This window comes from Ferroglobus sp. (assembly GCF_015521575.1).
Classification (GTDB): domain Archaea; phylum Halobacteriota; class Archaeoglobi; order Archaeoglobales; family Archaeoglobaceae; genus Ferroglobus.
In genome coordinates this window covers 1-8,226 of the sequence record NZ_WANY01000007.1, presented here as the reverse complement: position 1 = coordinate 8,226, position 8,226 = coordinate 1, and the positions used below count along the sequence as shown (strand labels likewise).

10 protein-coding genes and 1 pseudogene are annotated in these 8,226 nt (G+C 45.1%); 4 read left to right on the top strand and 7 right to left on the bottom strand.

Going from position 1 to position 8,226, the window contains the following annotated elements:
• Window positions 1-270, top strand: a pseudogene (locus tag F7C14_RS00330) (ammonium transporter); the annotation flags it as partial.
• Between the two features lie 9 nt (window positions 271-279).
• A complete protein-coding gene (locus tag F7C14_RS00325; RefSeq protein ID WP_290898366.1) occupies window positions 280-627 on the top strand; it encodes a P-II family nitrogen regulator in 348 nt (115 codons plus the stop codon).
• Here F7C14_RS00325 and F7C14_RS00320 read toward each other — a convergent pair.
• The 6 genes from F7C14_RS00320 to F7C14_RS00295 form a co-directional block, all read right to left on the bottom strand.
• Entirely contained in the window at window positions 621-1,382 is a 762-nt protein-coding gene (locus tag F7C14_RS00320) for an ATP/GTP-binding protein (RefSeq protein ID WP_290898363.1), read from the bottom strand. The genes F7C14_RS00325 and F7C14_RS00320 overlap by 7 nt on opposite strands.
• Before the next feature lie 29 nt (window positions 1,383-1,411).
• Window positions 1,412-2,050 carry a DUF166 domain-containing protein gene (locus F7C14_RS00315; RefSeq protein ID WP_290898360.1) on the bottom strand — a complete coding sequence of 213 codons (639 nt, stop codon included), beginning with the start codon at window positions 2,048-2,050 and terminating at the stop codon, window positions 1,412-1,414.
• Window positions 2,028-2,795, bottom strand: coding sequence for a P-loop NTPase (locus F7C14_RS00310; RefSeq protein ID WP_290898356.1), 768 nt, complete (start codon window positions 2,793-2,795; stop codon window positions 2,028-2,030). Before F7C14_RS00310 ends, F7C14_RS00315 begins: the two co-directional genes overlap by 23 nt.
• 67 nt (window positions 2,796-2,862) lie before the next feature.
• Window positions 2,863-3,897 carry a M42 family metallopeptidase gene (locus F7C14_RS00305; RefSeq protein WP_290898354.1) on the bottom strand — a complete coding sequence of 345 codons (1,035 nt, stop codon included), beginning with the start codon at window positions 3,895-3,897 and terminating at the stop codon, window positions 2,863-2,865.
• 4 nt (window positions 3,898-3,901) lie between these two features.
• Complete coding sequence (gene hxlB / locus F7C14_RS00300) at window positions 3,902-4,471, bottom strand: 6-phospho-3-hexuloisomerase (RefSeq protein ID WP_290898353.1); 570 nt, start codon at window positions 4,469-4,471, stop codon at window positions 3,902-3,904.
• A 43-nt stretch (window positions 4,472-4,514) separates the two neighbouring features.
• A complete protein-coding gene (locus tag F7C14_RS00295) occupies window positions 4,515-5,243 on the bottom strand; it encodes a hypothetical protein (RefSeq protein ID WP_290898351.1) in 729 nt (242 codons plus the stop codon).
• 53 nt (window positions 5,244-5,296) lie between these two features.
• Here F7C14_RS00295 and F7C14_RS00290 point away from each other — a divergent pair, with 53 nt between their 5' ends.
• Together F7C14_RS00290 and pyrF are read left to right on the top strand one after the other, a co-directional pair.
• On the top strand, window positions 5,297-7,081 hold the full coding sequence (locus F7C14_RS00290) for an ASKHA domain-containing protein (protein WP_290898348.1): 1,785 nt from the start codon (window positions 5,297-5,299) through the stop codon (window positions 7,079-7,081).
• Window positions 7,081-7,722, top strand: a complete 642-nt coding sequence (gene pyrF, locus F7C14_RS00285; RefSeq protein WP_290898345.1) for an orotidine-5'-phosphate decarboxylase — start codon at window positions 7,081-7,083, stop codon at window positions 7,720-7,722. Before F7C14_RS00290 ends, pyrF begins: the two co-directional genes overlap by 1 nt.
• Here pyrF and F7C14_RS00280 read toward each other — a convergent pair.
• The coding region (locus F7C14_RS00280; protein ID WP_290898343.1) for an ADP-ribosylglycohydrolase family protein at window positions 7,712-8,226 on the bottom strand (515 nt) is incomplete at its 5' end. The two genes, pyrF and F7C14_RS00280, sit on opposite strands and share 11 nt — an antisense overlap.

Here is an 8,226-nt window from a genome sequence, read left to right as displayed (position 1 = left end):
GTTTTCAGGGTGAAGAGGAGGATAGACGAAAGCCTTGACGCTTGGGCGATCCACGGAGTTGGAGGAGCGATAGGAATGCTAATGCTCGGAGTGTTCAACGGAAACTTCGTTCCTCAGCTTGTAGCAGTGGTTGTGACAATTACCTACGCTTTCGTCGTCACCTACATAATAGCCAAGGTCGTTGATGTTGTGATTGGACTGAGGGTGAGCGAGGAGGAAGAGTACGTGGGCTTGGACATCTCCCAGCATGGAGAAGAGGCGTACTCGTGAGGTGGTATGATGAAGAAGATTGAAGCGATAATTAGACCGGAAAGGTTTGAGAAAGTAAAGGAAGAGCTTGAAAGAAAGGGATTCGTTTCGATGACAGTCACTGAAGTCAGGGGAAGGGGGGAGCAGAAAGGAATTACGCTCCAGTTTAGAGGAAGAGCGATTGAAGTTGATCTACTTCACAAAATCAAAATCGAGATCGTGGCTAAGGATGAGGATGTGGAGGAGATAGTAGAGACGATAATAAATGCTGCGAGAACTGGGAAGTACGGAGATGGAAAGATCTTCGTGATTCCAGTGGAGAGGGTGATAAGGATAAGAACTGGAGAAGAAAACGATCTCGCTCTCAAGACTCAGTAGAGACTTTCGAGGTCTTCGCCTGAATAGAAAATTTCCTGGATTGCATCGTAAACGTCTTCAAAACCGAACATTTTCGTGGAAGAAACGGGAATCAAGGGCTGGAAAAGACCCGCTTCCCTTAAAACATGGAATAGCTCCAAACTTAAACCTTTCACGCTCGAAATTTCTTCGTACAGCTTTTCTTGGTTGGTGCTCCATTCGATTATTTTTTCGAGGTCGTGTTCCGGCAACAAATCAGCCTTACTTAAAACTGGGACGTAGGGGATCTCAAGCTTGAAAACGGCAGATGAAGCCATAAAAACGAGGGAGAGAAATCCAGAAGGCGTTTTTGAAACCACGGGATCGTAGAGATAAACCATTATGCAGTTTCTCCTTCCGAGGGAACTTACGAGGATTTCGCTGCTCGCCCTTAAAGTGAAGAGCTCCATTTGTCCGGGGGTGTCGAAAATAACGAACGTCGGATCGTTGTAATCTATTTCATCAATTATCTCATTAACTTTAGTGCTTATTAGATCCGCTGCTATAATTTGAGCTCCGTTCGGTCCCACGTCGTACTTGCTCATTATCTCTTCGAGTGTGAACCACTCCCTAACATCGACATCAGCCGAGTAGGGCAAATAATCAGCCCCGGGATCGAGGTTTACGGTAAAAACGTCTATTTTTTTAAGGTCCAACCAGTCAGAAAAGGATTTTGTGAAGTACGTTTTCCCGCTACCAGCGGAACCAACTACGAAAACGTAAACTCTTTCTTCCATACTCCTCCATCGAGTTCGGGATTAAAATATTAATCTTTCAAAGCTTTTTCAACCTGCCTCTTGTGGATGTGAGCAGCCCGATGGATTTTCCCGTCAATTCCTCTGGAGGCGAAGCACGGGTATATTTGAGTGAGGTAACCGGCTTTGGTTGGAGCCTCATCAACTCTCATTCCAACGAGTTTTTCCGCAACAAACTTGGAAGAGCCGCATATGGAGCTTCTCTTCACTTTCACAGACTTTATAATTCCGTCCTCGACTTCTATTTCAAACTCTGGCATTCCAAACTTTTCGAAGAATTCTTTAACATCCGGATCATCTATCTTCGGCGTTGCACAGCAAATGTTCTCTACGAGGACATTTACCCCGTATTTTTTCCCGAGTTCCTCAAGCTGCTTTTTAGATCCGCTTTTAGCTCCTCCGGGTAGTAGAACGTACTTAACTTTCCCAGCAGCCCTCCTGATTATTTCGTAGTTAACATCGGGATGCAAGGCGTAGCTAACTATTACATCGCATTTAAACAGCTCCTCAGGAAAATGAAGCTCTTCTGGTTCGTCTATTATCTCCGGTAAATTCTGAGGAAGCTCGTAGGTGTAAACTTCAAAGAATTCCGATATCTCTTTCACTGCTCTTCTCCCGTACTTTCCTCTAAGAACCACTCCCACTCTCATCTTCGATCATTTCGAGAATTTTGCTCTTCAACTCCTTGAAGGGTTTGAGATCGCAAACCTTGTATGGGGGAATTCCCTGAATGTCTGCTCTTATAAAACATTCGTTGTAGGGAATCACGCCAACTATCGGCTTGTCTATCTTCTCCAAAACTTTCCTCGTCATCTCGCCTTCTATGAATTTGTTCACCACGACGCCTATTCTCGTAATCCCTATGTCAGCACCGAGCTTTTCTATCCTTTTTAACGTTTCTACGCTTCTCATCCCCGGTTCAACAACTGCCAAGAGAATGTCAACTCCTTTAGCCGTCCCCCTTCCGAGATGCTCTATACCTGCCTCCATGTCCATGATAAGGACGTCTTTTTCCCTGAATATAGCATGTCTCAAAATAGCTCTGAGAAAAGCGTTTTCGGGGCAAAAGCATCCCTCACCTCCTTTTTCTATAGTTCCTAAAACGAGAACTCTAACTCCGTCTTCGTTTCTAACGGAATAAGCCTCGAAGATGTCGTCAACCTTCGGATTTAGCTTGTAAGTTCCAAAAGGACCTCTAACTCTCTCGTCGATTACGTCTTTAAGCTCGGAGAGGGGTTTAACGTTGTTAACTCCGAGGGCTGTCGGCAGGTTCATAGCTGAGTCGCAGTCTATCGCTGTGACGTTGTAGCCGTCCTTAGCAAAAAGGTGTGCTAAAACTGCAGCTATCGTAGTTTTTCCCACTCCCCCCTTCCCGGCTACAGCTATTTTTACCATCGTTGAGAGTTAAAGCAAGAGGTATAAAATAGCTGCGTTGTTTTAACTTGTAGCCTAACATCTGCTTCTAAAAGAAATCCTTAGCCACTTCTACAGCTTTAGCAACAAGCTTCGCCGCTTGTTCAGCGTCTCTCAAATCGATAACCTCCACTGGGGTGTGAATGTATCTTGCCGGAACGCTAACGACTCCAGAAGGAATACCCTCCCTCGTTAGATGTATTGCGGTGGCATCAGTTGTTCCTCCTTCCCCAACCTCAAGCTGAATTTCCACCTCAGCTTTTTTAGCCGAATCCTTTAACCATTCCAGAACTCTCTTTGAAGCGATCAATCCCCTTCCAGAAGCATCAGCTACCGTGATTACCGGCCCTTTCCCGAGTTTTATGTCCATGTATGCGCTTTCAGCTCCGGGAAAATCTGTGGCTGGTGCTGAATCGAGGACGAGAGCCACGTCCGGATTCAGTGAAAAAGCTGAAACCCTTGCTCCTTTTAGTCCGACTTCTTCTTGTACAGTCCCAACAGCATAAACAGTTGCGTTAGTGTCGATTTTCTTCATCGCCTCGATCATAACAGCCAAACCGACTCTGTTATCAAAGGCTTTTCCGGTAACTCTCTTCCCGAGCTTAACGACCTCTCTGTCCATCGTTACCGGCGATCCGATGTCTATTCCCATTTCTTTTACTTCTTCCCTACTCTCAGCCCCTACGTCAACGAACATGTCCTTTATCTCAATAACCTTCTTTCTTTCATCCTCCTTCATCAGATGGGGAGGTTTGCACCCAACAACTCCGTAAACCTTCCCCTTGCTTCCGTGGACTATCACCCTCTGATTCAAAACCGTCTGGGAAAACCAACCTCCAATGGGCGTTATCCTCAAAAATCCTCTGTCATCAATGTGCTTCACCATAAATCCTATCTCGTCGATGTGGGCGGCAAGCATTATCTTAAAGTCGTCTCCTTCCCTAACGCAAACTATGTTGCCGAGCTTATCAACTTTCACCTCATCAACGTAGCTTTCCAATTCCTCTCTAACGATCTCCCTCACTTCCTCTTCGTAGCCCGAAATTCCGTGGGCGTCGCTCAACCTCTTAATCAACTCGAACATGCTATCACTCCAAAACCGCATGTCTTTCGGCGAGATCCTTCTCGCTTAAATTTTTGATCCTCATCAACTCCGCAACAAGCCCATCAAGAAATATCAAGCTCATAAGCTCAAACATCGTTCCGAGGGGGGCGATTTGAGAAAGCTCATCGTTTATTTCGTTTTTTAACTTTCCTTTAATCAAAACGATTACGTCGCTCATCTGAGCTAAGCTTGAGTTCGGATTTCCAGTTATTGCCACGAGCTTTGAGCCTATCATCTCTTTAGCCTTTTTGCTTATGTTCACGACCGATGTAGTTTCTCCAGAGCCTGAAATTGCGATTAGCACGTCCTCTTTATCAATCCTCGGAGTTACCGTTTCACCAACAACGTAAACGTTGTAGCCAAGGTGCATAAGCCTCATCGCGAAAGCCTTTGCGACAAAACCGCTTCTCCCGGCGCCCATTACAAAAATTCTTTTAGCTCCTTGAATGGCGTTAATGAGCTCGTTTAAGTTCTCCTCATTGATATCGGCTTTTATTTGATCGATGAACATTTTGACGGTGTCAAGGAATCTGAAGATCATCTCACCTACCATTCCCACCCCCCTAATTGTTTGGTAAGGTTGCGGCTATAAAAGATTAATCAATCAATGAACTCTCCAAAATTTCTCTCGTTACCTCTTCTGCCACCTCTTCTTTCGAACCTCCAGCAAGGATTACAATTTTTTTACTGTTAATTGTTAAAAATGATCTGATCATTTCCCTGAGGTCTTCGACTCCGATCCCGTCTCCCATGTATTCCCCTTCAAAGATGTCCAAGCCCAAGTACCATATCACCGCATCGAAATCCTCAACAGACTGGCAGACAACTTTGAAAGCCCTCACGAATTCCGTTCTGTCTTTGTAACAGACGCAACCTCTTTCCAAGCATATGCAGTAGTAGTTTCCTCCCAAAGCCGAGTGATGGGCGTCGGTATCTATAATAGCGACTCTGTATCCTTTTCTTTCGAGAAGCTCCCTTAAAACCGCAACATCGTTTAAAAAGCTGTACCCTCTAAACTTGTCCCTCTCAGCCTGATGCCCCGTTCCGGCGGTGGCTAAAATAACGAGATCGCACTCTTCAATTGCCTCGGAGGCTTTGACAACGCACTTAGCCGACTCGAAAACTGCTTCAGAAAAAGGAAGTTTTTTTACTTTCTCCACGAGTCTTCTCTCGTGGTAGATCATAAATTCCTCAAAACTATCGGATGGAGAGAGTATCTCGACCTTGTACTCTCTTATCGCCCTTTCAAAACCGGATATTTTCAAACAGGGACCTATGAGGAGGTCATCTTTGAGCTTAGGAGAGTAAACCACACAAACTTTCATTAAAAAAATCTTTAGGGGAAACCAATAAATATTTTTCTCCGTAATCTCTGTTTATGGAATTAACCGTTACTTTCCTCCCTTCAGGTAAAAGAGCCAAGGTAAAAAAGCTCACCACGATTTTGGAAGCAGCTCAGTCCGTTGGGGAGGGTATAAGGAGTCTCTGCGGTGGTAAAGGCAGTTGCGGAAAGTGTAAGGTCGTAGTGAAGAAAGGAAGCGTCGAGAAAAATCCGGAACCACACGAAAAGTTCGTAAGCAAAGAGGAGGAAGAGGAGGGTGTAGTACTCGCATGTCAGAGCAAAATTCTAAGCGATCTTGAAGTTTTCATTCCTCCAGAGTCGAGGCTTGAAAAACAGCAGATCCTTTCCGAGTTTTTCGTCACCGAAGCTGAGTTAAATCCGGCTGTTAGGAAGGAATTCTACAAAAATGCGTTTCTCCCCGAAGTTCTCGCTTCCAAGGGTTACACCCTTTCTTGTGAAACGGAAATAGAGGAGGGAGATTTCACCCTCGTTTTGAGAGGAAAAGAAGTGATAGCAGTTGAAGAAGGAGATACGAGGGACAAGTTTTTCGGCTTGGCTGTGGACATAGGAACGACAACAATCGTCGTCGCCCTTGTGGATTTGAACACTGGTAGAGTCGTGAACATAGCTTCTGATTACAACGGACAGATCATCTACGGAGAGGAAGTTCTGAGCAGGGTGGAATTTGCAAGAAGCAGAAAAGATGGAATAAAAATTCTCCAGAAAGCCGTCGTTGATTCGATAAACAAGCTAATCGAGAAAGTTTCAGCGGAATACGTTAAGGAAAACGAAATATACGATGTCGTTGTTGCCGGAAACACTTTGATGACCCACTTTTTTTTGGGAGAGGACGTTGAATACCTCTTCTCCGCTCCAAACGTTAAGGTGGACAGGAAAGCTAAGATTAGGAGTGCTAAAGATCTGGGGTTGAAGGTGAGCGAAGGAGCAGATGTATTTTGCTATCCCCTCGTTGGCAGGTACATCGGAGGGGATATCGTAGCGGATCTCGTTTCTTCTGGAATAGCGAGCGACGACAAAATCACGCTTATGGTAGATCTCGGCACTAATGGGGAAATAGTAATAGGAAGTGAGGGTTGGGCTATGGCTACAAGTGTTGCAAGTGGCCCAGCTTTTGAAGGTTACGAGATAAAGCACGGAAGCAGGGCTGTTGAAGGAGCGATAGATCACGTGAAGATCAACGGCTACGATGCCAAGCCGGAATATACAGTCATAGGGAACGTTAAGCCGAGGAGCATTTGCGGAAGCGGACTCATAGATTTGCTTGCCGAGCTTTTCAAAAACGGAATAGTGGACTTCCAAGGGACTCTCGACAGAAAGAATCCGAGGGTTAGGGTTGACAGCGAACCATATTACGTTGTCGTCGATGCAGAAGAAAGTGCTACGGGAAAGGAGATAGTCTTCACTCAAACGGACATAGATACGCTGATAAAATCGAAGGCTGCGGTTTGCGCTGGAATATCTGTAATGCTGAAGAAGGCTGGATTGAGTATAGAAGACATCGATCGCTTTGTCCTTGCGGGAGCTTTCGGTTATTACATAGACATGGAAAATGCCGTGACAATAGGACTTTTCCCGGAATTCCCGAAGGCTGAAGTAAGGCAGATAGGAAACGGGAGTTTGGCAGGATGTTATTTGGCTTTAACAAATCAAAAGAAGAGATTTCTGGCTGAAACTATTGCAAGGCTCGTATCCTACTTCGATCTTTCCACGGATCCGGACTTCATGGAGGAATACAACGCTGCTTTGAACTTACCCGGAAAGCCGGAGTTGTTCCCAACAATTTACGCGAGGTACGTGTAATGCTCGTCATCGCTTTGGATTTAACGAGCAGAGAGAAAGCTTTGGAAATCGTTGAAAAAACTAAGGACTTTATCGACGCCATAAAAGTAAACTATCCCATCGTCTTAAGCTGCGGAATCGGAATAGTGAAAGAACTATCGAAAGTGAAGCCGGTGATAGCGGATTTTAAAATAGCGGACATTCCCTACACGAGTTCTCTCATAGCTGAAATCGCCTTTAAAAACGGAGCTAACGCAGTAATATGCCACGGCTTCGTCGGAAGAGATGTTCTGAAAGAAATACTTAGGGTTGCGGAAAATTACGACGGAAAAGTCTACGTCGTGACGGAGCTAACAAACGACGGAGCGAAAGAATTCATGAAACCATTCGCAAGGAAAATAGCCGAAATTGCCAAAGAAATAGGATGTCACGGACTCATAGCCCCAGCTACAAAGCCGGAAAGAGTTAAGGAAGTAAGAGAAGTTGCGAAAAATCTTGAAATACTAAGTCCGGGCATTGGTATGCAAAAAGGAAAGCTGGAGGAAATTGCAAGGTACGTTGACGGAATAATCGTCGGTAGATCGATCTACAACGCGGACGATCCGAAAAAGGCGGCGAGGGAAATTAAAGAGAGATTCAGAAAAGCTAAGCTCACTTCCTAACTATCGACGCTATCTTCAGATACGTTTCGTAGAGCTTGTCAGCCAATCTCAGTAGATAGTCGTGATTTTCTATCCTCCTCAAAGCTTCGGGAATGCTGCCGTATCCGTCTCTCGTTCCGAAGAGAGCTCCAGTTATCGCTGCCGTCGTGTCGGTATCACCACCACATTTTATCGCCTTCTTTACACCTTCTACGTAATTCTTAGAAGAAAAAAAGCAGTAGAAAGCAAGAGGAACTACATCGTAACTCATTATAGAGTTTCCTATCTCCTTAGCAGCTCTTTTCTCTTCTTCACCCCTTATCTCGTAGGCGTACTCTATCTTTTCAGCTAATAGGCTGTCGTGCTTAGAGACGAAGCTTAAAAGCTCCTCCAAATTGAAATCCTCGTTGACGAGCATCGCTATAGCGACTCCAACAGCCACTGCTCCGGCTATAGCTCCTTTCCCTTTGTGAGTTATCATCGAGGATATGCTGCAGTAGTTTTCAACCAAGCTGTAGTTGAAAT

Coding starts and splice junctions, on each gene's coding strand:
- F7C14_RS00325 (WP_290898366.1), top strand. CDS start 280: ATGAAGAAGATTGAAGCGATAATTAGACCGGAAAGGTTTGAGAAAGTA.
- F7C14_RS00320 (WP_290898363.1), bottom strand. CDS start 1,382: ATGGAAGAAAGAGTTTACGTTTTCGTAGTTGGTTCCGCTGGTAGCGGG.
- F7C14_RS00315 (WP_290898360.1), bottom strand. CDS start 2,050: ATGAGAGTGGGAGTGGTTCTTAGAGGAAAGTACGGGAGAAGAGCAGTG.
- F7C14_RS00310 (WP_290898356.1), bottom strand. CDS start 2,795: ATGGTAAAAATAGCTGTAGCCGGGAAGGGGGGAGTGGGAAAAACTACG.
- F7C14_RS00305 (WP_290898354.1), bottom strand. CDS start 3,897: ATGTTCGAGTTGATTAAGAGGTTGAGCGACGCCCACGGAATTTCGGGC.
- hxlB (WP_290898353.1), bottom strand. CDS start 4,471: ATGGTAGGTGAGATGATCTTCAGATTCCTTGACACCGTCAAAATGTTC.
- F7C14_RS00295 (WP_290898351.1), bottom strand. CDS start 5,243: ATGAAAGTTTGTGTGGTTTACTCTCCTAAGCTCAAAGATGACCTCCTC.
- F7C14_RS00290 (WP_290898348.1), top strand. CDS start 5,297: ATGGAATTAACCGTTACTTTCCTCCCTTCAGGTAAAAGAGCCAAGGTA.
- pyrF (WP_290898345.1), top strand. CDS start 7,081: ATGCTCGTCATCGCTTTGGATTTAACGAGCAGAGAGAAAGCTTTGGAA.